The organism is Deltaproteobacteria bacterium, from assembly GCA_016933965.1.
Classification (GTDB): Bacteria; Desulfobacterota; Syntrophia; order Syntrophales; family UBA2210; genus JAFGTS01.
Genome location: JAFGTS010000006.1, coordinates 1 through 24,577 on the forward strand (window position 1 = coordinate 1; position 24,577 = coordinate 24,577).

Sequence of the window (24,577 nt, forward strand, 5' to 3'; positions counted from 1 at the left end):
AGCCCATAACTGCTTAAAAATACTGGATTCCGTGTCAAGCACGGAATGACAAGCCAGAGCAGAATCGACTTTTTGCGAGTGCATCATAATGAAGCGTCAAGCGAAATAACGATCAACTATTTTCCGAATCCCGACTCTCGAATCCCGATCCCTGCCTTTGTATATGGACGTTTTACGAAGTCTCCGGGGACGGCTCACGATTCGGCGCGCCGAACGAATTCATCCCACCGGCTGTCAACGTGATGTTGAAAGCGATTGAGCTGCTCGATGCTCATCTTCTTGAAACGACTCTGCCGCTCGACATAGCTGACGACGGGCTGGCGCTTGCCTTTCTTGGCCAGTGTCTCGCTTCTTCCCGTGAACCGGAATTTTCCGTCCTCGATCTCAAAGAGGGGAAACACGCCCGTTTCCACCGCGAGTTTTCCGATCCGTACCGTGTCCTTTGCCGGGTATCCCCAGCCCGGGGGGCAGGGCGTGTCGATGTGGATATACCGGGTGCCCTTGATCCTCTTTGCCTTGACGAACTTGTCATAAAGATCGGCGGGATAGGCGGGTGATACGGTTGCCAGGTAGGGAATATCATGGGCTTCCATGATCTTGATCAGGTCCTTCTTTTTTTCCTGCTTGGTCAGGATGGGCGTCGTGGTCGTCAGTGCTCCCATGGGTGTCGCTCCGGACCTCTGGGTTCCCGTGTTCATATAGGCTTCGTTGTCATAGCAGGCAAAGATGAAATCCGTGTTTCTCTCGGCGGCGCCGCTGAGCGACTGGATTCCCATGTCATAGGTGCCGCCGTCTCCCGTGAGCGCCAGAACGGTGATGTCGGGACGGTTCAGTGCCTTCAGGGCCGCGACTATCCCCGAGGCGGAGGCGGCATTTCCGGCGAAGGTGATGTTGATCGCCGGAACGATGACCGAGCAGACGGGATAAAGCCCGTGGAGAACGCAGAGGCAGCTGGGGGGAATGGCCACGATGGTATTTTCCCGAAGCGCCTTGAGGATGAAACGATAGGCCAGGGAAAGGCCGCATCCCTGGCAGGATCGGTTGCCGGGAAGTATGTATTCGGTTTCGTTTATTCTGAATATATTTTCCTGCATTTCTTCTACCCCGTGTGACAATTCAGCCAGAATGTTTTATTGTCCCGGTCTCCCCGCTCCATCATTTCGATGGAGGACGCCACCGCTTCTGACAATTCCCGTGCCTTGACGTCACGGCCGCCGATCCCAGAGATGTAGTTGTGAACAGGCGCCTTCACCTCGCTGCCGTAAAGCGCCGATTTCAGGTCCGTCGACATGCCTCCGGTGAAGCCGTAGCTGACACACTTTTCAAATACGACGATCATCTTCGCCCGGGCGAAGGCGTTTCGAACTTCTGATATCGGGAAGGGACGGAAAACCCTGATGCCGACTGCACCGGCCTTGATTCCTTCTTTTCGAAGGGCGTCAACGGCGACGGTCGTCTCGGCGGCTATGGAACCCATGCCTGTCAGGAGGATGTCGGCGTCTTCGGTCAGGTATTCCCATATCATGCCGCCGTGATCACGGCCGAAGAGCCGGGCGAATTCATCGCTCGCCCGCTCGATGACGGGAGCCGAGTCCAGCAGTGCCGCCTGCAGCTTGTAGCGCATTTCCATGTAGCCGTCGCACAGGACCCCCTCGGCGTTTTCCCGCCGCCAGGGGAAAAAGACGGGGTTGACGGTCCGGGGGTGTTCCGGCGAAATCTCGGTGTGCGGCTTGTACGGCGGCAGGTATTCCCGCACCGTACTTTCTTCGGGAATTTCCACGGGCATCATGGTGTGGGACAGAACGAACCCGTCGTAGCAGACCATGACGGGAATATATACCGATTCGGCGATCCGGTAAGCCTGGATGATCGTGTCGATGATCTCCTGGTTGTTGCGGCAGTACATCTGGATCCACCCGGCGTCCCGTTGGGAAAAGGAATCCTGCTGGTCGTTGAAAATGGACCAGGGTGCCCCTACGCCGCGGTTCACGCAGCACATGACGATGGGAAGCCGCGAGCCGGCGGCCCAGTGGATCTGTTCGTGCATGTAGAGAAGCCCGTTGGCGCTCGTCGCGGTGAAGACCCGGGCCCCCACGGTCGACGCCGAGATACAGACCGTCAACGCCGAATGTTCACCCTCAACCCGGACATATTCGGCCCGCAGCTCTCCGCTTTCCACGTAGGTCGAGAGCTTTTCCGACAGGCTGGTCTGGGGGGTGATCGGATAGGCGGCTATGACATGGGGTTTCACGAGCTTGACCGCCAGGGACGCCGCCTCGTTACCCGTAATGATCCTGACGTCACTCATCGTCACATTCCACCTTTCTTACCATCCTGATGGCATTCGGTGGGCATTCTTCCGCGCAGATGCCGCACCCCTTGCAGTAGTCGAGATTTATCCGCACCGGGATGGACATGGAAACAACGCCGTCGGGACAATAGAGCCAGCAGAGAAAGCAGGCGGCCTTGTTCTTTGAGGAGGGGATGCACTTGGTGTGATCGATGACCGGTTTCAGATCGCTCCAGTCCCCCGTTTTCCCTGCTTCACCGATGGCCGGGGAGCAGATACCCGCGATATTCGTGTCTTGTTTCTCCATTGTCAGTCTTCCTTCGGTGCGCCGGTTCGCTCGTAGGCGATCCTGATGGCCTCAAAATTTGCGTAAGCCTGATCTTCGGCCATTTTTTTCCTGATCCCCCGCTGAATATTGTCCAGCGTGATCAATCCGGACATTTTTACAAAGGACCCGACAAGCGGCGTGTTTACCGTCGGCAGGCCGCCGACAAAAAGACGCTGTTCCCGGGCTATGCGGGCGGCATCGATGACAACGGCGCTGTGGCAGCCGTTCAATGACAGGTCCTCCAGACAGCGCGACGTGTTGATGATGATGGTCCCGGTTTCCTTCAACCGTTCCGGGATGTTCATGATGTCGAGGAGTGATTCGTCGAGCACGACGGCGTAATCGGCGTATTCGATCTGTGAAAAGGTCCGGATGGGCTCTTCCGATATTCTCGTTGAGGCGGTCAGCGGGGCCCCCCGTCTCTCCGGACCGAAGGTCGGGGCCGTCGTCACTCCCTTGAAGCCCTGAATATAGGCTGATTCCGCGACGATCTCCGATGCCAGGACGACACCCTGTCCGCCCCTGCCGTACCAGATGATTTCATACATGGCCGTTCCCTCATGCACGCCCCGGGCGTGCGTGTACAGGTAAAAAAAAGGCCATGGGTGAGTCACCCATGGCCTCCTTGCTTCTCTGTTTCTTCCTTTACATCCAACGATGAACAGGCCACGGGTATGTCACCCTGGTAAGAGCGAGGCACAAGAGGTATAAAAGGCTTTTTCGCTGCACTGTTCGTTCCGTCCGGCCTGTCATGGTATAACCATGAAGAATTCCGCAATTCCTATACCAAACGGTTCGGAATGTCAACAGCTATTTTTGACTGATTCTGAGCTGTTGACGCGCTCCGGGGTATCTGTTACAGGATAAAAGATCCCGCCGGGCGGGGGAATCCGGTGAGTAGAAAGCCGGAAGACCAAAGGGAGATTGAAGGAGGAGTTGCGATGGATCTTGGATTACAGGGTAAGACGGCCTTTGTCGCCGGCGGGAGCATGGGGCTTGGTAAAGCCGTGGCGATGGAACTGTGCCGGGAAGGAACACGGGTGACCATCTGCGCCCTCGATGATCCTGAACTGCCGAAAGCGGTGAAGGAGATCGCCGGCGAAACGGGCGGCGAGATATATGCCGTCGCCGCCGATCTCGCCGATGCAGAGCAGGCACAAAAAGCCGTCCGCGAATCACTGGATCGGTTCGGGAGCCTCGATATCCTGGTGAATAACGCCGGTGGTCCCCCATCGGTCCCCTTTCTCGAGATCGATGACGGTCTGTGGGAATTCGGGTTCAGGCTGAATCTTCTGAGCACCATCGTCATGACCCGGGAAGTGATCCCGGTCATGAAGGAACGAAAATGGGGGCGGATCATCAACATGACCTCCATTTCGGTGAAACAGCCCATCGATGGCCTTATCCTTTCAAACACGATCAGATCGGGTGTGATCGGTCTCGCGAAGACCCTCTCCACCGAGCTGGCCCCCTTCAACATTACCGTCAACAGTGTATGTCCCGGTTACACCCTCACGGATCGAGTGAGAAATCTCGCCGCGGCCGTCGCCGGGAAGGAGAATACGACACCCGAGGCGGTCATCGCCCGGTGGGAGGCCGCCATTCCCATGGGCAGGCTTGGAACACCGCAGGAATTCGCCAGCCTGGTCACCTTTCTTGCCTCGGAACGTTCCGGGTACATCACAGGAGCGGCGATCCAGATAGACGGGGGCTGGTATAAGGGGGTGATGTGAAAATACGATTAGCGGATTAGGGATTACCGGATTACGGATTAGTGAGGTCGAATCCCGAATCCCCGATGACCCATTCCATCTGCTCCAGAAGAGGTGGGAACGTTTCCGGGTTAAGGGCCGATATGGGCGTTGCCCTGTATCGGTCGCAGAGCGTTTTCAGCAGTGTCTTGTCGGAGACCCGGTCCTCCTTGTTGAAGACAAGGAGCCTGTTCTTGTGCATCAGGTCAAGTTCTTCAAGGATCGTCATGACGGCCTCGATATGTTCTTCGAAGTTCGGGTTCGATATATCGACGACGTGAAGAAGCAAGTCCGCTTCGTGGAGTTCTTCCAGTGTGGCGCGGAAAGCCGCAAAAAGCTCCTTGGGAAGATTTCTGATGAATCCCACCGTGTCGGTGATGATCGCTTCCGTATCCCGGGGAAATCGGAGGCGGGAGCTTTTCGGGTCAAGGGTGGCGAAGAGCTTGTCTTCTGTCAGGACGGAGCTGTCGGTCAGCATGTTCAGAAGCGTCGATTTGCCGGCGTTCGTGTAGCCGACGATGGAAATGACGGGAAGTGCCTTTCGCTTCCTTTTTTCTCTTCGTTGGTTCCTGCCCTTCCTGACGGTTTTCAGCTCTTTTTCGAGATGGTTGATCCGGTCGTAGACCCTCCGCCGGTTGATCTCGAGCTTTGTTTCGCCCGGGCCTCTACCCCCGATGCCGCCGGTGAGCCGGGACATGGCCGTGTTCTTGGTTATCAGGCGGGGGAGCAGATATTTGAGCTGGGCCAGTTCCACCTGGATCTTGCCTTCCCTCGAATGCGCCCGTTGTGAGAAAATGTCGAGGATCAGCTGTGTGCGGTCTATGACCCTGAGCTCGGTGAAATCCGCGATGCAACGGATCTGTGCCGGTGTCAGCTCGTGATCGAAAATGAGAATATTGGCGCCGATCTGCAGGGCCCGGATCACCAGGTCAGACAGTTTCCCCCTGCCCAGAACATACTTGGGGTCGATCCTGTCCCGGTGCTGAACGATGGAATCGAATACCTCAACACCCGAGGAACGCGCGAGTTCCCTGAGTTCCGCCATGGAGTTCTCACCGTCAAGACGCAGGTCCGTTTCAACCCTGACCAGGATGGCGCGGTTCCGGGAATCGACCTTCCGCGCCGTCTGTTTCCGTGCCATTTCGTCTTCCAGGGCCTGGATGAATTCAAGAAAGTCGACTTCGAGTTCCGACGGCCGTGCCGGTTCCATCTGAAACCAGTAAGTTCCCTGTTGGTTTTCCGGAATGAGATGGGCCGTGTGAACCTTCCCCGGAAGCCCCTTGTCATCCACCTCTATGGCGCAGACCAGATCGAGACGGAGCATGGCGAGGTCCGTCAGGTCGTCCCTGGTGAGTGATTCGCCGTTCAAATGGGTGTGCAGCAGTCTCAGGCCTTTGAGCCGTGTTGATGAAGCCCTGAATCCATCCAGGTTCGGTATGACGATTTCTTTGTGATCTCCGCAGATCACGTAGTTGATTTCACCACGTCGGCTCACAAGGATTCCGATCTGACGGTTAATATCGCGCGATATTTCGGTCAGGTTTCTGGCGAGATCATGGGGAAGGATGGTCCGTGGCGGGATTTTTCTTCTGTAAAGCTGCTGTATCTTTCTGATTTCCGCGGCTTTCAGCCCGGTTACGTTACCGTAGATCCTGTTTATTGCCGGCACCTCGCTTGTATGAAACCAACGGTCCCCTTATTGAGGGTCCCTGTGTTTTTCAGCCTACCATGGCGCATTGAACCATTCAACAGAAAAAACCCCGGGCAAAGCCGGGGTCGCTGTCCTGTCTGTCCTTTTTCAGCCGGGAAGTTCAGAAGTTCACCGTCAGCTTGTTCAGCAGAAGATAATCGTCATTGCCCTCATTGCTGATTCCGGCATCCTTGGTCGGCTCTCCCGCCATGAGGTATCCGAACCCGATCATGTAGTCGAGGTTATCGTAAAGCTTGTAGGTTGCCGTGACATCTATCTCCTGGCCGTAATCAGCGTTCAATCTTCCTTTTTTCTCGTTTACCCGGGCGAACGTATAGGAGGCGGTCAGGGTCAGTTCATCGAAGGGTGATGTTCCGAAGAACAACTGGTAAAGACTGGCGTTCGTCATGGATATTTCTACGTCCTCATCCGGTGAGAACCCGTATTCCTTCCCCCAGTGATCGAGGGCGTCGTTCCAGAGGATCAGGCAGGGATCCCAGCCGTTTCCCCCGGTCAAAACTCCTTCCACATTGTCCGTGTCGGGATCGTCACCTCTGACGAAGGCGTACATCGCCCCAACGAATGATTGTCCCAGGTCATACTTCGCCTTGAGGTACCATGAGTAGGATGCGATGTCACTTTCCGCGTATCCCACGGATATCTTCCGCTCAAGGTCGTTTTGAACCGTGCCCCAGGCATAATTGACCTGACCTTCCAGGTAGGTCGGTCCCATACTGGCTTTGAAATAGGGTGAAAGGATATGGTACCGCGTCCGTGATCCGGAACGAACCCGTTCGTCCCCGTTGTCGATGACCAGGGTATAGAGCATTCCACCTTCTATTTCCTCATCCCGGTAAACGGCGCCCGCCGCGTATCTGTCGTCGGCGGTGAAAGGCAGGATGGGATCGGACGTCTGTTCCATCGTTTTTTCCGTAAAGAAAACCAGCGATACGGGACTTTCCGCGGGTGTAACGATTATCCGGGGACCGCTCTTCGATGTTGAGCCGAATCCCGTTCCCCAGGCGTCACGGGCACGGACGTATCCGATATCAACAGTACCCAAGGTGGTCATGAAACGCAGGATGGTCGGATCGCTTTGAAAAGGCTTGACGCCGGACAGGAATTCCGTTCCTGTGTGGTTCGTCGCTTCGCTCGGCATCAGGCGGTGGGAGGTTTTAAAAAGGGGAACCCTTTGGATGCCCGACAGACGATATTTCTCTGCCGCACAGATGGATGAATCCGTATAGACAGTATCTGATATAAAATGATAAGAATCCGTTGCTTCGACGGGTATGCCGGTAAGACAGAACACCGTCAGAAGAAACAGCCCCATAATCGGTTTTTTCACCGAGATATCCTCCCAAATACCCGAGCAAAAACCCTTTCGGAACTTGCCTGTTCCAATGTCCCTGTGTAAACTATACCTCCCTTTTTTCTATCAGAACCAGCCTTTTCCTCCGATATTCTTTCCTATCAATGCCTTGTTATTGTGTCAAGAAATTATTTTTATAGCCTTTTTGGTGCCGCCGTTCCCTTTTTAGACAGTCCGAAACGTTAAAGGAAGTGGCAGAGGGGCAAAGCGACAGAGTGACAAAGTGAAAAACGTGAAACCTGTGATATCCAGTGTTCCTTCAGATCCCCCTTTGGCAAAGGGGGATCAAGGGGGATTTTAATATGAAAATCCTTCCCCATCTCCTCTTTTACGAAGGAAGGATAGAAATTCTTGAATCCCACGGAAACATTTCAATGGTCGCTTAAAAAGTGATGAAGCCTGAACGGAAGCCCCTTAGAATTGTTCGAGCAACTCCTTCTTTTTCCGTTCGTAGTCCTCCTCGGTGATGAGCCCCTTGTCAAGGAGTCCCTTCAGGGTCTCCAGTTTTGTCGTGATATCCCCGGCAGGAGCAGGTTGTTCCGTTACGGCGGGTTGCGTGACCGCCGGTGACGATGCCGCTTCGGGTGACGTGACGACGCCGATGGTTCCCGCGTAGGGAGAGAATCGAATGCTGTCATTGCTTCTCTTCACGAATGCCCCGAGAAACTGTTTCTGCTCGGGGGAGGCGTTCCTGGCTTCCACCATGCCCTCACAGCGAGCCGCATCGAGTACTTCGAAATACATGATGTAGAGAACGGATTTATTGCCGAAATCGATCCGCTTGTCGAAGGCTTTTACCAGCAGGCATTCGGGGACGGTGTATCCCTTTGCGGTAAGAATGTCGACTTCATCGTCGGGAAACAGGCGCGACGAAGTATACAGCTGGTAACGGTATTCATCGCCCAGTATATTGATGTTCCCCGACTCGATGCCGGTATCGATCCAGTTTCGAGAGGAATCGAACGTCACCAGGCTTGGATCACCGATGAGGGAGTATATGCGGATTACCACCCCCTCTTTCAGGACGCCCGACGTGCCGGGAAGTCCGAAAAGGTGGGAAACCTTGCTCATTCGTGCCTCGTCGCGAGCGGTTCCGACCCCTCCCTGCCGCTCTATGTTCCGTGACTCTTCAACGGTGCCGATGAAGTCCAAGGTCCTGTCCATGGTGATCCGGACCGGTGGATCGGCCGGTGAAACAAATTCGTGATCATCAAGATACCGGTCCGTTCCGATGCTCTGAAGTTGATCGGAGAAATCCTTTTTTATCTTTTCTGCTTCCGTGCAGGCGGTGCATCCGACAGAAAAAGCAATTATAATCAATAATATCAAAAAATTCCTCATTTCGAGAACTCCTTCACGTGTGATGGGCGGGGGGCCGATTCATGGCTGTGGCCTGCGCCGAAGCGGTGTTTTTTTGTCTCTTGAAGCGTATATAGGGGGGAAAAGAATGGAATGTCAATGGGAAAAAATGACTTGACAAGCGGGAAAAGCGATGGTAGCTTCGCGACAACATTGGAAATTCAGGCGTATAGTTATGCGAAAAATACAAAAGGGAGGGGGTGGTTTCGGAAAACAAAAATGTTGTATATGTAAACGGCACAGTAAACGGGTTTAAGCTAATGAACAATTAGGAGGAAATAGATATGAAAAAAGTACTCGTAGTACTCTTGGCTCTGGGCCTTGTCGTGGCATTCAGCATGCCCGCCTCGGCACTGGAGAACATCTTTGGCGGGTATTGGCGTACGCGCGCCATCATGGAGAAAAACTTTACCGGTGACGATTCGGAAGCCATGGACCTGCAGCAGGTCGATACCCGGACCCGCCTCTATTACACGGCGAAATTCACCGATTATTTCAAGTTCGTCAACAAGTTCGAGTTTGATGCAGTGTGGGGCACCGGTCCGTTGGGAGACATCGGGTCCGATGGACAGGTCTTCGAGATCAAAAACTCCTACGTTGATTTCACCGTTCCTTCAGTGAACATAAAGGCCGGTATCCAGGGTTTCGTCCTTGGCCGCGGGTTCCTCTTCGATGACGACGCTTCGGGACTGAAGGTCACCTACTTCAAGGACAACCTCCTGGTTCCCTTTGTATGGGTGAAGGCCTTTGAAGGCGGCGCCGGCAAGGACATGAACGACCGGGACGTCGATGTTTACGTCCTCGCTCCCATCATCAAGATGGACAAGATCACAGTGAGCCCCTACGCGGTGTGGATGACCTCGCAGGATATCAATGGCTGGGGCGTCAATCTGGGAAATCCCCTTCTTACAATAGCAGAGTCTTGTGATGTCTACTACCTCGGTCTCGATGTGGACGCCGACCTGGGTGCTGCCAGTGTGTGGTTTACCGGTATTTACGAGTTCGGTGATGCCGATGTAAATGCTGCTGTATATCAGGCCATTTATGGGGTTGCGCCCCCCGCGGATTCCGTTGATGTCAGTGCATACCTCATAGCCCTTGGCGGCAGTGCTGATGTTACCGATATGGCCAGTGTCCATGGCGAGTTCTTCTATGCCACCGGCCAGGAAGACGGCCTGGGAACGGTCATCTTCAATGGTGATGACCTGGATGCCTTCACCGTTACCGCCGGTCAGAGCTATTACTGGGCGGAGATCATGGGTCTTGGCATATTTGACGAGCAGGCCTCTAACGGTTCCTGTGCCGACGGGATTTCCGACATCATGGCCGTCAACCTGGGTGCCACTGCGAAGCCCATGGACAAACTGTCCGTGACCCTCGACCTGTGGTATGCCACGCTGGCTGAGGATGATGCCAATGGCGAGGACGACCTGGGAACGGAAGTCGACCTGATCGTTACATACAACCTGATGGAAAATCTGAACCTCGATTTCGTCGCCGCTTACCTCTTTGCCGGCGATGCAACGACGGGTAAGGCGAAAGACGATGCCAATCCTTACGAGATCGGCACCCGCCTGTCCTTAAGCTTCTAAGGACACCCTGTAGCACGTACTTCGGAAAAGGCCGGGGGCATCTGCTTCCGGCCTTTTTTTTGCCGAAAGATTAACAACTTCGTAAAAAGTCCATATGCTGCGTTGCGCTTCATCCTTCGTCATTGCGACGTACGCAACAGTACGCCTCATTCCTCAGGATTCGCGCGCCTTGCCTATGGACTTTTTACGTAGCTGTCTCGTTTACTCTGATCCCGATCAGCCTTTCAATCGCTTTCATGGTGTGTGAAGCAACAACTGGATTTTAGAGTGAGTTCGAGCATAAGGGCAGCGGCGTATTCACGATCGGGCATTTTGAATACCCCTCGCCGTTCAGAAAAGAGGGTGTTCACACCCCGGAAATTCGACCGGCGTTGACCGCTTGTGAGGATGTTTTTTCCGTCCCATTACCGGTTCCCTGCTTCCCTTGTTTTCAAAGGTTTTGAGTTAATTCGGCCCCTCTTTTGAAAGTCCGTTGTTCTTCCTATTTTTTTCTTGACAGTGGATACATTTTTTGATTACCTTCCGTGAGTTAGTGTCATGTGACCTTGAGTCATATTATGACCTTTGTTTATCTGTCTGGTTTTTGAATCTTTGCATTTTTAATCGAGCATAAGGACAGGACGGAAGACCATTAAATAGCAAAAAAATGGAGGTAGTTGGACTATGGCAGAAGAGAAGGTGCAGTTGAAGGATGTCTATCCCGTACCGGAGTGGATTCGTAAGGGTGCGTGGATCAGCAGCAAGGAGCAGTACGAGGAACTCTATAAGAGATCGATCGAAGATCCTGAGGGATTCTGGGGTGAGGTCGCCGAGGAGTATGTGACGTGGTTCAAGAAATGGGACAAGGCTGAAGATTATAATTTCGACATGAGAAAAGGTCCCATCTATGTCAAATACTTCGACGGCGGTCAGCTCAATGTTTCTTATAATTGCCTCGACAGGCACCTGGAAAAGAGAGGCGACCAGGTTGCCATCCAGTGGGAAGGCAACGAGCCCGGTGAGGACAAGGCGTTCACCTATAAGGACCTCCACGAGCAGGTCTGCAAGTTCGCCAATGTGCTCAAGGCCCACGGGATCAAAAAGGGCGACAGGGTCTGTCTGTATCTTCCCATGATCCCCGAGCTTGCCATCGCCATGCTTGCCTGTACCCGGATCGGCGCGATCCACAGCATCGTCTTCGGCGGATTTTCCTCCGATGCGCTGCGGGACAGGATCCAGGACAGCGAAGCGAAACTTCTCGTTGTCTGTGACGGTACCTTCCGTGGTTCCAAGGCCGTTCCCCAGAAGGCGAACTCCGACGCGGCCCTGACGACCTGTCCGTCGGTGAAGACGGTCGTCGTCGTTGAGCGGGTCGGCGACAAGATCAAGTGCGACTGGACGGAAGGAAAGGACCTGTGGTGGCATGATGAAATGGCGAAAGTGAACGCCGAATGTGAGCCGGTCCCGATGGAGGCGGAAGACCCCCTCTTTATCCTTTACACCTCGGGTTCCACGGGAAAACCGAAGGGCGTCATGCATACCACCGGTGGCTATCTTACCTACGTCGCCTACACTCACAAGATGATATTCGATTACCATGAAGGCGATATTTACTGGTGCACCGCCGACATCGGCTGGGTAACGGGACACAGCTACATCGTCTACGGACCGCTCTGTAACGGGGCGACGTCGATCATGTTCGAGGGTGTTCCGAATTATCCCAACATGAGCCGCTTCTGGAAGATCGTCGAAAAATACAAGGTCAACATTTTCTATACGGCACCCACGGCCATCCGTGCCATCGCCAAGGAAGGCGACACCTGGGTGAAGGCCGCCGATATATCCTCACTGAGGATTCTCGGTACCGTCGGCGAGCCCATCAATCCCGAAGCGTGGAACTGGTATTTCAACCTGATCGGCCGCGGTGAATGCCCCATCGTCGATACCTGGTGGCAGACGGAGACGGGCGGCATTCTGATCACGCCCCTTCCCGGCGCGATCGATATCAAACCGGGCATGGCCACGGTTCCCTACATGGGTGTCTGGCCGGTCCTGCTCAATGACGAGGGCAAGGAACTGACGGAAACGGTCACCTCCGGCGCCCTGTGCATGAAGAAGCCCTGGCCGGGGATCATGAGAGGCGTCTATGGCGATCCCAAGCGATTCCAGGAAACCTACTTTGAGCAGTTCCCCGGATACTATGTCGCCGGTGACGGTGCGCGGCGGGATAAGGACGGCTACTACCAGATCACCGGTCGGATCGACGACGTTATCAACGTTTCCGGTCACAGAATGGGAACGGCAGAGGTTGAGAGCGCCCTCGTCGCCCATGACAAGGTCGCCGAAGCGGCCGTCGTCGGCTATCCGCATGAGATCAAGGGTCAGTCGATCTATGCCTTTGTGACCCTGAACGCCGGTGTCGAGAAAACCGATGAACTGAAGAAAGAGCTGGTGGCGCATGTCAGAAAAGAGATCGGTCCCATTGCCACCCCTGAGAAGATCCAGTGGGCCGACGCACTTCCCAAGACGAGAAGCGGCAAGATCATGAGAAGGATCCTTAAAAAGGTTGCCGCCCATGAAATTTCCGACCTGGGAGACACTTCAACCCTGGCCGATCCGTCGGTCGTTGACGACATCGTCAATAACAGAGTCTGAGAGCAGCACACGGGGCCGGGCCGTTTCACGACGGTCCGGCCCATTTAAAATCTTTGCATGAAAAAACTGAGGATGAGTGGTCCTGGACGCAAGGCAGGAAATCATTTGTCCGCGAAAGGAGGTTGTTGTGAACATTGTTGCATGTGTAAAACAGGTTCCTGATACGGAAGCGTTGATCAAGGTGAAACCGGACGGCTCCGGTATCGACGAAGGCGGGATCAAATGGGTCATGAATCCCTATGATGAGTATGCCGTGGAAGAAGCTTTGAAGCTGAAAGAAGCGAAGGGCGGCGAAGTGACGATCGTGACCGTCGGTCCGGCTCGTGCTATTGAGTCGATCCGCACCGCTCTCGCCATGGGCGCCGAAAAGGGCATTCATATCAGCGATCCGGCCCTTGACAATGCTGATGCTTACAACACGGCGGCCGCTCTTGCCGCGGCGATCAAGGGTGTCAATCCCGATATCATTTACTGCGGTATGAGAGCGATCGACGATGACAACGGTCAGGTCGGTTCGGTGCTGGCGGAACTTCTTGGTCTTCCTCAGGTAACGGTCGTAACGAAGATCGATTACGAAGAGGGAAAGATCAAGGCCGTAAAGCCGATCGAAGGTGCCCAGCTCCTTATCGAAAGTCCCCTTCCCTGTGTCGTCACGGCGCAGAAGGGATTGAACGAGCCCCGGTATGCGTCACTGCCGGGTATTATGAAGGCAAAGAAGAAACCCGTCGATGTGAAGGACGCGGCGGCACTCGGTGTTTCCGTGGCCCCGAAATCAAAGGTTGCCAAAATGACGCCCCCTCCAGAGAGAGCTCCCGGTAAGATCATCGCCGGCGATGATCCGGCTGCAAAAGCCGCCGAGCTGGTCAGGCTTCTGAGGGAAGAGGCCAAGGTAATATAAAAGAAAGGGAGGTGGATGAATCATGGCAAAAGGTGTATGGATTGTAGCGGAACAGAGAGACGGAGCCTTACGTAAGGTTTCTTTCGAAATAGCCAGCGCGGCGAGAAAACTGGCCGATGAACTGGGAGTTGAAGTGTGCGCAGTTCTCCTGGGGTCCGGTGTCGAAGGACTGGCTCCCGAGCTGGGAAAATACGGTGTTGATAAAGTATATGTGGCCGATGACGCCGCCTTTGCGCAATACACGACCGATGCTTATGCCGCGGCCGTCGCGAAAGTGGTCAAGGAAAACGATGGGGCCATCCTGCTTCTCGGTGCCTCGGTACAGGGGAAAGACCTGTCGTCACGACTGGTCGGTGCGCTGGCCACGGGAATGGCTTCAGACTGCGTGGAACTCGGCATCGCCGACGGCAAGCTTCTTGCGAAGCGGCCCATGTACGCTGGTAAGTGCTTCGGAGAGGTCGTGACCGACGTGACTCCCCAGATGGCGTCCCTGCGGCCCAACGTGTTTGCCGTCGTGGAAAACGCGAAAGCAGGCGAAGTTGTCAAATTTGACGCCGGACTCGATGCCGGTGCCCTGAAAACAAAGGTCCTGGAAGTCCAGAAGGACGCCAGCGGCAAGGTCGACCTCACCGAGGCCGACAAGATCGTTTCAGGCGGGCGCGGTATGAAGGGACCGGAAAATTACACTATTCTGGAAGAACTGGCAGGCGTGATCGGTGCCACCGTCGGCGCGTCGAGAGCATCCGTTGATGCCGGCTGGCGGCCCCAGAGCGATCAGGTCGGGCAGACGGGCAAGGTCGTGTCCCCGAACCTGTACGTTGCCTGCGGTATTTCAGGCGCCATCCAGCATCTGGCCGGTATGAGCTCCTCGAAATACATCGTCGCGATCAATAAGGATCCGGAAGCTCCCATCTTCGCGAAGGCCGATTACGGTATCGTTGATGACCTGTTCAAGGTGGTTCCCGAGATCACGAACGCAGCGAAGAAAATCATGTAACAGCGGACATGTTCGGCGTCCGGGGTATTCCCCCGGACGCCGCTTCATTACCGCGATCCGCACCGACTTGTTCTTTTACTGGAAAATGATGACGCGACATAATCGAGAGCCCCTTTGGAATGCATGGCAGTATCCCAGCGGGCCTTTCGTTCGATATAGACGTCATGAAGCGTATTTAAGTGAGAGGGAGGCGTTATGGCACACGGTGGACACATATACACGGTAGGGAACGAAGGGAGAGAAGTTTTCTGGAACGCCCCGTTTCCGACGGAACCGATTCTCTTCATTCTGACAGCCATTGTTCTCGTCATATTCGGTTATGGACTGTACCGGCGCTGGCAGATGTGGAAGGCTATCGGGAAACCGGAAGACAGGACGGATCAGCCGGGAGAACGGATCAAGGCACTCATCATTAATGGTTTGCTGCAGGCGCGCACCTTCAGAGAGTCATACGCCGGCATTCTGCATGCATTGATTTTCTTTGGATTTGCTGTTTTAATCTTCGGCGCCGCCATTGACGCAACCCAGTTTCACATCGGACTCCCCTTCTTTCACGGACCCTTCTATCTGTGGTTTTCATTAACAATGGAAATATTCGGGCTTGCCGTTCTGATCGGTGTCGTTATGGCACTGATGCGGCGGTATATTCAGAAACCCGATCTTCTTGGATACCGGGGTATACCCGACAATACGGCCGATGACGCCATCGTGCTTATCATCATCGCCGGCATCGTGGTGACGGGATTTTTCATTGAGGCCCTGCGGCTCCATGTCAACGTCAACGTCGATGGTTTTACCTGGGGCCACTGGTCATTTGTCGGCTATGCCCTGTCAAAGACCTTCACGGGCGTCAACTTTGATACGGCACGGATCTTCCATAAAGTTCTCTGGTGGACCCACGCCTTTCTGACATTTGCCTTCATCGCCTATCTGCCATGGTCCCGACTGCTTCATATCATTACCACACCGGTGAACCAGTACATGAAGTCGCTGAAGCCGGCGGGCTATCTCGAGCCGATAGCCGATTTCGAAACGGCCGAGTCCTTTGGTGTGGGGCGGCTTGAAGATTTTACCTGGAAACAGATCTTTGATTCCGATGCCTGCACGCGCTGCGGCCGTTGTCAGGATGGATGCCCGGCCTATCTCTCCGGTAAGCCCCTGTCGCCGAAGAAGCTGATCCAGGATATTAAAAAACACTGGGAAGAGAGGGTGCCGATCGTCATGGCCGCCAGAAAAGCGGCCGGGGAAGAGGGTGAACCCGAAATCCCGGCGCCGGAAAAGGCCCTGCTCGGTGAAGTTATCGATATGCACGAACTGTGGGCCTGTACAAACTGCATGTACTGCATGGAGAACTGTCCCGCCTTCGTCGAGCACGTGCCGAAGATCGTCGGGATGCGGCAGTACAAGGTACTGATGGATGCCGATTTCGCCCCGGAACTCCAGCTGACCTACCGGAACATGGAAAACAATTCCAACCCCTGGGGAGTTGGTGCCCATCTGCGCGGTGAGTGGGCCCAGGGCTTGGATATAAAGACCCTGGCCGAGGACCCGAATGTTGAGTACCTCTTCTATGTCGGCTGTTCCGGCTCCTTTGACGACCGTGCCAAGAAGGTATCCATCGCTCTGGCGAAGATTCTGAAAACCGCCGGTGTCAGTTTCGGTATCCTCGGGGCCGAGGAAGGGTGCTGCGGCGACTCCGCCATGAGGGGTGGGAATGAGTACCTCTATCAGACCCTGGCACAGATGAATATCGAGACCATGAACGGCTACGGTGTGAAAAAGATCATCTGTTCCTGTCCCCACGGGTACAATGCCCTTAAGAAGGATTATCCCCATTTCGGCGGCAACTATGAGGTCTATCATCATTCGGAAATTCTCGCCGACTTGATCGCTCAGGGAAAGATACAGCTGAAAAAGCCGGTGGAAGGGATTTTTACCTATCATGATTCCTGTTTCCTGGGGCGGTACAACAACGTGTACGAACAGCCTCGAAAGACCCTGAACGCCGTCCCCGGCATGAAACTTGTTGAGATGGAACGGAATTATGCGAAGAGTTTCTGCTGCGGCGCCGGCGGCGGCAGAATGTGGATGGAAGAGGATATCGGCGAGAGGATCAACGATATGAGAGCCGATCAGGCGATCGAGGTGAATGCCGGGACGATTGCCGTCGGATGCCCCTTCTGTCTGACCATGATGGCCGACGGTATCAAGGACCGGGGTAAGGAAGAAGAGATGAAAGCCCTCGACATCGCGGAAATAGTCTGGGCTGCCATGGGCCTTGAAGAAAAACCGAAAGAGACCGGAGCGGCCGAAGAAAGCCCGGCCGATGCGGCGGAAAAAACCGAGTAGCCGCACCTCAGGGAATCGCCATGAAACAGAAGCCCCCGAAAAGGCTGTGCCTTCGGGGGCTTTTTTGTGGCGCCTGAAAGGATCCTTTTGAGGGACATGACATGTATGAAGGGTTTGATCCAGAAAGCATGAACAGGAAGTTTCAATGGCGAGCGCTCCCGGCGAAGGAACTTCTGGCACGGATCGAGCCGCTGTTGCACTGCATCGGAGCGGCTCCTCCCCTTGATATCAGTTTTGCGGATGATTTGGGAATTCCCGTGTATCTGACCGTGCGAACCACCGACCTGCGGGGATGTGCGCTTTCTTCCATGAAGGAATGGGGACAGCTTGATTTCTGCTGTGTCCATTCAGGGAAAGGACTCGGTCACGAAGATGCCCGCGTTTCCTGCATCATGGAAGCCATCGAGCGTTACAGCGCCGGCCCCGGGTGCTTGGTTGAACGGGTACGGGAAGATACGTTTCATGATCTGGGAGCCATCGCGCTTGATCCGAGGGATTTCTATCTGCCGCCGGGTGTTCATTTTTCGCCGGACAAAAAGCTGCAGTGGTACTGCGGGACCGATGTGATCAGCGGAAGATCGGTGGCGGCACCCGTCGACTGTGTTCTTATGGATATGCCGGACTCAGCGTACCCTTTTGAGGGATTTGAAACAAAGCGCCTGGGTTTCTTTTTTTCCAACGGCCTCTCGGCGGGACCCTCCCTCGATGAAGCATTGATATCGGGGATCTGCGAAGTGGTCGAACGTGACGCTCAGTATCGCCTCCTGAGCGGGGACGGACCGATGCCGACGGAATTGCTCCTTGCCGGGGACCCCGATCTTGATGCATGGGTTCGGCTCTTCGCCGCCCATGACCTCACCCTCAGGGGATTTCATCTGAACCATGTCGACTGTGTGTACACGGCCATCGCGGTCAGCTGGGACCGCTATTGCCGTATCCACGTTACCGGCATGGCGGCTGATCCGGATCTTCGTACGGCTCTGACCGGGGCGATCCTGGAACTCATCCAGCAACGGTCCTTTACCTTTTTCAGTGAGTGGAAAACCCGCCGCCGGCATTTCCCCATTATCAGGTATATCAGGGAACGGATTCATCCCGAGAGGTACGCAGACGAACCTCCCGCTTCATTCTGGACCGGGCGGTGCGGGGAACCGCTGCCTGTCGAGCAGGCCGGCGAACCTTTCCCCCGGGACCTTCAGAGCCTGGTTTCGTCTCTGTCGAGGTCGCACCGTGTCGTGGGATTCGACCTGACCCATCCCGAATTGGCCATCCCTGTCGCGCGGGTCCTCATTTCAGGGATGAAAAACGGGTATCTCGACTTTAGTCCCGTACTTTCCTTTATCAAGGATTGATGACGTCGTGAAACATCCTCCTTCGTCGGAGGCGGGGATCGTGATTCGGAATTCGGGAATCGGGAATCGCGCAAACTGCCTTCAATTTTTCTGAAGATATCTCAGGGGTGATAGACAAAGGCCGGTTGCTTTTTTGATTGGCTTTTTCACCTGTAATTTATTATTACTCTGGCAGACACTATCCGACCGAGCTGTCATTCTCGCGAACGCGGGAATCCATGATTTGTCTGGATACCGGATCACGTCCATCAAGACATGTGATGTGTAAATTACCGAAGCAAAGTATGACAGCCTGTTTCGCGGTAATGAATATGACAGTTGGTGACCATGCTTCGCATTACCTGTCGTGATAAACCATGGCTGAAGTTCTATGACCGGAGGATCCCCGAACATATTGAATACGAGCCGGCATGCCTGCCCGAATTCCTCGACCGGTCCGCGGCCGGTTTCCCCGACAGGCCGGCGCTGATATTTGAGGGATACCGGATCACCTTCAGGGAACTGAAGGATATGGTCGATCAATGTGCCGCCTGTCTCAGCCGTTTCGGGATAACCCGCGGAGATTCCGTCGCCATCCTTCTTCCCAATGTCGTTCCCCTGGTCGTTTCCTATTTTGCCGTCCTGAAAACAGGCGCCGTCGCCGTGGTCAATAATCCCTTGTACAGTGATCCGGAACTGGAACGTCAGTTCAATGATTCCGGTTCGCGGCTCCTGATCACCCTTGACATTCTTGCGAACCGGATGATCGCGCTCCGCCCTCGAACGTCCATACGGACGATCATCCACTGCTCGCTTGGCGACTATCTTCCCCGCGCAAAAAAGATTCTTTTCCGGCTCGTGGGAGGTCGCATGAATCTCGCCGCCTCCGTCAGGCGGGATCAGGATGTCTATTCCTGGAAGACCTGCATGGAAAGGGGAACCGGTGAGGAGACTGCTGTTTCTCCGGTGCTTCAAGGCGAGGACATCGCCATGTATCAGTATACGGGAGGAACATCAGGGGTGTCGAAGGCCGTCATGCTGACCCACCGGAATCTCAGTACCCAGGTGCAGGCGCTCAGAATGTGGTTTCAGGACGTGGCCGGCAGAGAAACGGTGATCCTGGGAGCCCTTCCATTCTTTCATATCTTCGGCCTGACGGCGGTGATGAACCTGGCCGTCTACCTGGGGTGGACCACCGTGTTGCTCCCGCGGCCACAGCCGAAAGCCATACTCGCGGCGGTCAGAAAATATCGGCCGCTCTTCGCCCCGCTGGTGCCGGCCATGTTTATCGGAATTTTGAAAGAACCCGCTCTCCGGCGGACAGACATGTCCTGCCTGGTCGGCTGTTTTTCGGGCGGAGCGCCGCTGCCGGTCGAGGTCATGCATGACTTTGAGAAAACAACGGGCGTGGCTATCATGGAAGGGTTCGGAATGACGGAAACATCGCCGGTGACCCACGTCAATCCCGTAACGGGGAGGTCACGGAAGGTGGGAAGCGTGGGGATTCCCATTTCCGACACGGAATGCCGGATCGTTGACCTGGATACGGGTACCGATGACGTGCCCGCGGGGGGACGGGGTGAACTGCTCGTTCGGGGACCTCAGGTCATGAAAGGATATAAGGACGCGTCCGGTCAGGAGGAACAGCTGCTGAAGGAGGGCTGGCTGCATACCGGTGATATCGCCACCATGGACGAGGACGGTTTTTTCTACATTGTCGGCAGAAAGAAGGACGTCATCATATCGAGCGGATATAATATCTACCCCCGTGATATCGATGATGTCTTCACGCAGCATCCGAAGGTTCGGGAAACCTTCACCGTCGGCGTGCCCGATGAACGGCGCGGTGAGTCCGTCAAGGTCTTCGTGGTTCCCCGGGAGGGCGCGACGGTCACGGAAGAGGAGCTGCTGGCCTTCTGCAGGGATAAGCTTGCAAAATACAAGTGGCCCGCGCATATCGAATTTCGCCGGGAGCTTCCCCGGACCAGAGCGGGCAAGATCGACCGGATGGCATTGAAAGACACTGCGCGGGATGCGTGATCCGTCCGGGAACGCCGGCACGGGGAAAGGGTTGCGATATGAAGGTGGCATACGAGACGATCGAAGGAATCAACGTCGCGTACGCGGTCAATGACGGGGGGCTTGAGCGAGGGCGCCCGACTCTCCTGTGCATTCATGGTTCGGGTGGGGACCATCATGTCTGGTCCGCGCAGTTTGAGGGACTGGGAAACCGCTATAATATCGTGGCCCTCGATCTTCCCGGTCACGGCCGGTCCGAGGGCGAGGGAGACCGGACCATCGCCTGTTCCGTGTCCCGGGTACGAAACCTGGTAGAGGGGCTCGGCTTGGAAAGGCCGGTCGTCACGGGGCATTCTCTCGGTGCCGCCGTGGCTCTTTCCTATGGACTTGAGCACGGCGGCGATGCCGCGGCCGTGATCGCCGTCGGCGGCGGTGCCGTCATGCCGGTCAGTCCGATGGTCTTTGAGGGGATTCGCGGGGATTACTCGTCCTTCATCGCCTTTGCCCCTGAGCTCGCCCTTGCAAAGGAGAACCGGGAAAGCCTGAGGGATATCCTGATCGAAGGATTTTCACGGGTACCGCCCGATGTCCTCTATAACGATTTTCAAGCCTGTGACGGATTTGATATCACGAATGACCTGCACCGGATCGAGATACCGGTCCTGGTCATATGCGGCGACGCGGATAAAATGATGCCGCCCCGATTCTCCCGCTTTTTGCACGAATCCATTTCCGGTTCATGTCTTTCCATTCTTCCCGGCTGCGGTCATTTCCCCATGCTGGAGGACCCGGCTGCCTTCAACGCCGCCGTCACGGAATTTGTGGAAGATATTTCCCGCGGGCTTTCCGGCCGGGGCTGACCAGCGGTGATCGCAGATCAAAAGGAGCTCATCATGGCGAAAATACTTATTGTCTATCACTCTCAGACGGGGAATACGAAACGGATGGCCGAAGCGGTGCGTGAGGGAGTTCTCAGCATTGAAACGGCTGAAGTGATGATGAAAACGGCCGGCGAGGCCGGCATCGATGACCTGCTCGATTGTGAGGGGATCGCCCTGGGAACGCCTGAAAACTTCGGATACATGTCGGGGGCCGTGAAGGATTTCTTTGACCGTACCTTCTATCCCGCCGAGGGGAAGGTGTTCAGAAAACCCTATGTGGTGTTCATCAGTGCAGGGAACGATGGCACCGGTGCTCTGAACAGCATCGAACGTATCGCCCTGGGTTATAAATTCAAGAAAGTATACGAGCCCGTGATCTCCAGAGGGGTGTTGACACTGGAGACCCTCGACAGATGCCGTGAACTCGGCCAGGTCCTGGCGGGGGGAATAGACGCGGGAATATATTGAACGTCGGGATTACGGATTAAAAGGATTACGGATTACGGATTAAGTGTTAACCTGTCCTCCGTTATTACGAAGTGATCTCAGGGATATATGATGAGATTACTGCCCGCGATTCGGTGGATCGGCAATGATGGGACACCCGGAGTTTGACGGACCTGCTTTGGTCAGGCCCCGAATCGCTTCAACCGGCCGGCGTGGGCCAGGGCGAGCCCCATGAGGTGAACCATGGGCATGCGGCCGATGCCGCCGGCGATGCAGTCTCTTTCACCGAAGCGGGTTACGCCGTCGGTGCGGACCGTCGCCCCGTGGATCAGGACCGGAACGGGGTGCCAGCTGTGCGAGGAGAGGGCCGCCGGTGTCGAATGATCGCCTGTTACCACCAGGACATCGGGGTTCAGAGCGGTGACCGAGGGGATCAGGGCGTCCACTTCCTCGATGACCTGTACCTTGCCGGCGAAGTTGCCGTCCTCGCCCCGCGAATCCGTCTGCTTCACATGAAGAAAGAAAAAATCGTACTGTTCGAAAGAGGTCCCGAGTGCCGTGAATTCATCGGGGATCGAATCGGTCCCCGAATGGACGGTCATCCCCAGCAGGCGTGCGATGCCCCGATACATCGGGTAGTTGGCGATGGCCAGGGCATTCAGCCGGTATCGTTCCCGCATCGTCCGGTATGCCCGGTAGCGGGCGAAACCGCGGAGAAGGATCATGTTCGCCCGTTGTTCGTCGGCGAGGACCCGTTGTGCCTGCCCGATGATATCTTCAATGACCGCGGCGGTCTCCCCTGCCTCCGGCGAGAGAGGGCGAGGCGGCAGGGGCTGTTTTCCAGTTGTTCCCGGGTCGGTGTCTTCAATGTCCTCATGGAAGGTCTCTCCCCTGAGGACGAGCAGTGCCCGGTGTTCTCTGACCGTTTCAAATGAAACCGAGATATTTCCCGCAAGCTTGACCGTGTCGCTGAGTTTTTCGCAGAGCCGCCGGTTCGTTTCCGAATCGATCCGTCCCGCGCGCCTGTCGATCACCATGTTGTTATCGTCGACCGTGGCGAAGTTGATCCGGGCGAAAAGGTCTCCTTCCTTCATGGGGAAATCAATTCCCGCCGCGGCCAGGAGGCCCCTGCCGACAGTATGTGCCTCGGGATCATAACCGAACAGGGCGAAATGTGCCGGTCCGCTCCCCGGAGTGACCCCGTAACCCACGGGGTCCAGGAGGCCGCATACGCCTTCACGGGCGAGGGCATCGAGGTTGGGCGTTGCGGCGGACTCGAGTTCCGTCAATCCCGTTTCCGGGTGGGGAAGTCCGCCAATGCCGTCCATGATGAGAAAAACGATCTTCCTGTCACTGTCGGTGACCAGCGTGTCTATAAGTCCCGGATTCATCGGACCACCTGCTCCCGGTCAGCGGGTGGGATGACTCCCGCCCGTTGTGTCGTTGTCCCGCATTATCTCATACCCAGCAGTTTCCGCGCAATGACGACCCGCTGGATCTCGTTGGTTCCCTCATAGATCTGGCAGATCTTCGCGTCGCGCATGTGCCGTTCAGCCGGGTAATCCTTGCAGTAGCCGTACCCGCCGAATATCTGTACGCCCTCGACGGCCGCATGCATGGCGACGTCCGATGCGTACATTTTCGCCATGGCCGATTCCTTCTCGAAATTAAAACCGTTGTCCTCGAGCCAGGCCGCCTTGAGCAGCAGCATTTCAGCGGCGTCAAGCTGTGTCGCCATATCCGCGAGCTTCCACTGGATCGCCTGGAAGGATGTAATGGGCTGTCCGAACTGGACCCGGTCCTTGGCATAATCGATCGAGTCTTCAAGGACGGCTCGTCCGATGCCGAGTGCCTGGCAGCCGATGCCGATCCGGCCCGCGTTCAGGCCTTCCATCATCTGGCGGAACCCCTCGCCCGGTTTGCCGAGCAGGTTTTTGGCCGGCACCTCGGCGTCTTCAAAGACCAGTTCCGCCGTCCCGGAGGCCAGGATCCCCATTTTCTCTTCGATCGTTCCCAGTGAAAACCCGGGGGTGTTCTTCAGGTCAACGACCAGATTCAGAATACCCTTGTATTTTTTCGACGGGTCTTCCGTTGCCGCCAGCACACAGTAGCGCGCGACGTTTCCGTTGGTGATGAATTTTTTGACACCGTTCACGACGTAAGTGTCGCCTTTCAACTCGGCACGGCACCGCAGCGCTGCCGCGTCACAGCCGGCTCCGGCTTCCGTCAGGGCGTAACAGCCCTCCACCGTGCCGCCGGCGACGGGGGCGAGAAATTCCAGCTTCTGCTCGTGGGTTCCGTACGATTTTACAGGATGGCCGTAGAGCGAATTATTGACGGAAGTGATAACGCCGCAGCTCGCACAGCCCCGTGATATTTCCGTCAGGGCGAGAACGTAGGTGACGTTATCCATTCCCGCACCGTCATAATCGGTCGAGACGGATACTCCCATAAGCCCCATTTCACCGAGCTTCCGGCAGATCTCCTCCGGATGTCGATGGGTTTCATCCAGTTCAGCGGCGATCGGCTTGATCTCCTCATCGGAAAACCGCTTCACCATGTCTCTGACCATCTGTTGTTCTTCCGTGGGTGCGAAGTTCATGGACATACTCCTTTTCGTGTGTTTGAATGATCAGCCT

19 protein-coding genes are annotated in these 24,577 nt (G+C 55.6%); 10 read left to right on the forward strand and 9 right to left on the reverse strand.

Annotation, left to right across the window (positions count from 1 at the left end):
• Positions 1-194: 194 nt before the first annotated feature.
• Genes JXO48_01200 through JXO48_01215 form a run of 4 tightly spaced genes read right to left on the reverse strand, consistent with a single transcriptional unit; the run spans position 195 to position 3,166 of the window.
• Positions 195-1,094 (reverse strand): pyruvate synthase subunit beta, encoded by a 900-nt coding sequence (locus JXO48_01200; GenBank protein MBN2282484.1) that lies wholly within the window; start codon positions 1,092-1,094, stop codon positions 195-197.
• Between the two features lie 5 nt (positions 1,095-1,099).
• A complete protein-coding gene (locus JXO48_01205; GenBank protein MBN2282485.1) occupies positions 1,100-2,308 on the reverse strand; it encodes a pyruvate ferredoxin oxidoreductase in 1,209 nt (402 codons plus the stop codon).
• Positions 2,301-2,597 (reverse strand): 4Fe-4S binding protein, encoded by a 297-nt coding sequence (locus JXO48_01210; GenBank protein ID MBN2282486.1) that lies wholly within the window; start codon positions 2,595-2,597, stop codon positions 2,301-2,303. Before JXO48_01210 ends, JXO48_01205 begins: the two co-directional genes overlap by 8 nt.
• A 2-nt stretch (positions 2,598-2,599) precedes the next feature.
• The gene (locus tag JXO48_01215; protein MBN2282487.1) at positions 2,600-3,166 is read right to left on the reverse strand and encodes a 2-oxoacid:acceptor oxidoreductase family protein; all 567 of its coding nucleotides are present in this window, start codon (positions 3,164-3,166) and stop codon (positions 2,600-2,602) included.
• A gap of 393 nt (positions 3,167-3,559) precedes the next feature.
• Here JXO48_01215 and JXO48_01220 point away from each other — a divergent pair, with 393 nt between their 5' ends.
• A complete protein-coding gene (locus JXO48_01220) occupies positions 3,560-4,351 on the forward strand; it encodes an SDR family oxidoreductase (GenBank protein ID MBN2282488.1) in 792 nt (263 codons plus the stop codon).
• A gap of 31 nt (positions 4,352-4,382) precedes the next feature.
• On the opposite strand, the gene hflX is transcribed toward JXO48_01220, so the two are convergent.
• The 3 genes from hflX to JXO48_01235 form a co-directional block, all read right to left on the reverse strand.
• Positions 4,383-6,029, reverse strand: a complete 1,647-nt coding sequence (gene hflX, locus JXO48_01225; protein ID MBN2282489.1) for a GTPase HflX — start codon at positions 6,027-6,029, stop codon at positions 4,383-4,385.
• 151 nt (positions 6,030-6,180) lie between these two features.
• Entirely contained in the window at positions 6,181-7,407 is a 1,227-nt protein-coding gene (locus JXO48_01230; protein MBN2282490.1) for a hypothetical protein, read from the reverse strand.
• A 438-nt stretch (positions 7,408-7,845) separates the two neighbouring features.
• Complete coding sequence (locus tag JXO48_01235; protein MBN2282491.1) at positions 7,846-8,772, reverse strand: SHOCT domain-containing protein; 927 nt, start codon at positions 8,770-8,772, stop codon at positions 7,846-7,848.
• A gap of 302 nt (positions 8,773-9,074) precedes the next feature.
• Here JXO48_01235 and JXO48_01240 point away from each other — a divergent pair, with 302 nt between their 5' ends.
• The 9 genes from JXO48_01240 to JXO48_01280 all read left to right on the forward strand — a co-directional run bounded on the left by JXO48_01240 (position 9,075) and on the right by JXO48_01280 (position 21,959).
• On the forward strand, positions 9,075-10,382 hold the full coding sequence (locus JXO48_01240; GenBank protein MBN2282492.1) for a hypothetical protein: 1,308 nt from the start codon (positions 9,075-9,077) through the stop codon (positions 10,380-10,382).
• 663 nt (positions 10,383-11,045) lie between these two features.
• Positions 11,046-13,016 (forward strand): acetate--CoA ligase, encoded by a 1,971-nt coding sequence (acs, locus tag JXO48_01245; GenBank protein MBN2282493.1) that lies wholly within the window; start codon positions 11,046-11,048, stop codon positions 13,014-13,016.
• Between the two features lie 127 nt (positions 13,017-13,143).
• Positions 13,144-13,914, forward strand: coding sequence for an electron transfer flavoprotein subunit beta/FixA family protein (locus JXO48_01250; protein MBN2282494.1), 771 nt, complete (start codon positions 13,144-13,146; stop codon positions 13,912-13,914).
• Between the two features lie 22 nt (positions 13,915-13,936).
• A complete protein-coding gene (locus tag JXO48_01255; protein ID MBN2282495.1) occupies positions 13,937-14,911 on the forward strand; it encodes an electron transfer flavoprotein subunit alpha/FixB family protein in 975 nt (324 codons plus the stop codon).
• Between the two features lie 195 nt (positions 14,912-15,106).
• On the forward strand, positions 15,107-17,260 hold the full coding sequence (locus JXO48_01260; protein MBN2282496.1) for a 4Fe-4S dicluster domain-containing protein: 2,154 nt from the start codon (positions 15,107-15,109) through the stop codon (positions 17,258-17,260).
• Between the two features lie 101 nt (positions 17,261-17,361).
• A complete protein-coding gene (locus JXO48_01265) occupies positions 17,362-18,612 on the forward strand; it encodes a YcaO-like family protein (protein ID MBN2282497.1) in 1,251 nt (416 codons plus the stop codon).
• A 327-nt stretch (positions 18,613-18,939) separates the two neighbouring features.
• Positions 18,940-20,631: a long-chain fatty acid--CoA ligase gene (locus tag JXO48_01270; GenBank protein MBN2282498.1), complete on the forward strand. Its 1,692-nt coding sequence runs from the start codon at positions 18,940-18,942 to the stop codon at positions 20,629-20,631.
• 38 nt (positions 20,632-20,669) lie between these two features.
• Positions 20,670-21,470 carry an alpha/beta hydrolase gene (locus JXO48_01275; protein MBN2282499.1) on the forward strand — a complete coding sequence of 267 codons (801 nt, stop codon included), beginning with the start codon at positions 20,670-20,672 and terminating at the stop codon, positions 21,468-21,470.
• Positions 21,471-21,503: 33 nt separating this feature from the next.
• The gene (locus JXO48_01280) at positions 21,504-21,959 is read left to right on the forward strand and encodes an NAD(P)H-dependent oxidoreductase (protein MBN2282500.1); all 456 of its coding nucleotides are present in this window, start codon (positions 21,504-21,506) and stop codon (positions 21,957-21,959) included.
• Positions 21,960-22,120: 161 nt separating this feature from the next.
• On the opposite strand, the gene JXO48_01285 is transcribed toward JXO48_01280, so the two are convergent.
• Together JXO48_01285 and JXO48_01290 are read right to left on the reverse strand one after the other, a co-directional pair.
• A complete protein-coding gene (locus JXO48_01285) occupies positions 22,121-23,329 on the reverse strand; it encodes a 2,3-bisphosphoglycerate-independent phosphoglycerate mutase (protein ID MBN2282501.1) in 1,209 nt (402 codons plus the stop codon).
• Between the two features lie 62 nt (positions 23,330-23,391).
• Complete coding sequence (locus JXO48_01290; protein ID MBN2282502.1) at positions 23,392-24,540, reverse strand: acyl-CoA dehydrogenase family protein; 1,149 nt, start codon at positions 24,538-24,540, stop codon at positions 23,392-23,394.
• Positions 24,541-24,577: the final 37 nt, after the last annotated feature.